The following is a 1,506-nucleotide window of genomic DNA, read 5'->3' on the forward strand; positions in this document are numbered from 1 at the left end:
GTATTTCCGAAATATTTTGTATCTTAGCCATATCTTTGTTGGGGGATTTCCCCCGTTTGGGCTGCCAAACCTTATTTTCGGGGGAATATCTAAAGATACAAAAAAGCCAACTAATTCGCAATACATTGTGTATGAATTAGTTGGCTAATTTTATTATATTTACTGAATATCACTAAAAAATCATAGAAATTCTTTGAAATTATTGAAATTCAATTTGTTATAGGCAATTTTAGATTTCCGAAACTTGAATTTAACTTTGCGGTCAAAATCAGACCGTTATGTTTAAAGACGAGTACGTTTTCTCTCAATTAGTTAAATTCCTTGATTACGAGAAATTCAAATACATTGTGAAGAAATACAATGGCAACAAGTATATCAAAAGCTATACCTGTTGGAATCAGTTGCTTACGATGATCTTCGGTCAGCTTTCCAATCGGGAGAGCCTCCGGAATCTGGTTGTGGCTATGGAAGCACACGCTGGGAAACTCTACCATCTCGGAATCGGGAAGTCTGTAACGCGGAGCAATCTCAGCAAGGCCAATGAGCAACGTAACTGCCGCATATTCGAAGAGTATGCAACATTCATGATTGCCGAGGCCCGCAAGCGTAGAATCAATAAAATATTCGAACTTGACGGTCATGTTTACGCATTTGACTCTACAACGGTTGATTTGTGTCTGTCGGTGTTTGAATGGGCTAAATTTCGCAAACATAAAGGCGGAATAAAGTTGCATACGCTCTATGATGTTGAAGCGGAAGTACCTGCATTTGTGCACATTACACCTGCCAACATTCACGATTCAAAGGCTATGCCTGAGATACCGTACGAATCTGGAGCGCACTACATATTCGACCGCGGATATAACGATTTCAGCAACCTTAATACGATAAGTCGTATAGGTGCTTTCTTCGTTGTACGAGCCAAAACAAATGTACGGATCAAGCCTAAAACCTGGAAACGAAGATGCCGGAAGGTGTAGTTTCGGATGTAATCGGGTGCTTTACGGTTTATAAAAGTTCTAAGGATTATCCCGAGGAACTTAGAAAACTCATCGTTGAGAATCCTGAAGACGGTACACGATATATCTTCCTGACAAACAGTCTTGACGCATCTGCGGAGTTGATATCATCGCTTTATCGAAACAGATGGAGTGTTGAACTGTTCTTCAAATGGATAAAACAACACCTCAGGATTAAGAAGTTCTGGGGAACATCGGAAAACGCAGTACGCATACAAATCTATTGTGCGATAATTACTTACTGTTTGGCAGCAATAGTCCAGCACGATATGAAATTAGAACGCAGCGTCTATGAAGTTCTCCAAATTCTCGGAATCTCTCTGACCGACAAAACACATCTCTGTGACTTGTTTGACAAATCGAATTTCAAAAATGTCAAAGACCGATATGATTCATGTGAACCGAATTTATTTAATTTTTAACCTTGTCCATTTTTAGTGGACAGTAGTGTATTCCAGTTATTCCTTGTTCAACAACAAAATATGTT

General features: G+C 39.1%; 1 pseudogene. It reads left to right on the forward strand.

Going from position 1 to position 1,506, the window contains the following annotated elements:
• Positions 1-278: 278 nt before the first annotated feature.
• Positions 279-1,441: pseudogene (locus NW212_RS15315) on the forward strand (IS4 family transposase).
• The last annotated feature ends 65 nt before the right edge of the window (positions 1,442-1,506 follow it).

It is taken from the genome of Bacteroides sp. ET225, from assembly GCF_024733745.1.
Taxonomy (GTDB): Bacteria; Bacteroidota; Bacteroidia; order Bacteroidales; family Bacteroidaceae; genus Phocaeicola; species Phocaeicola excrementipullorum.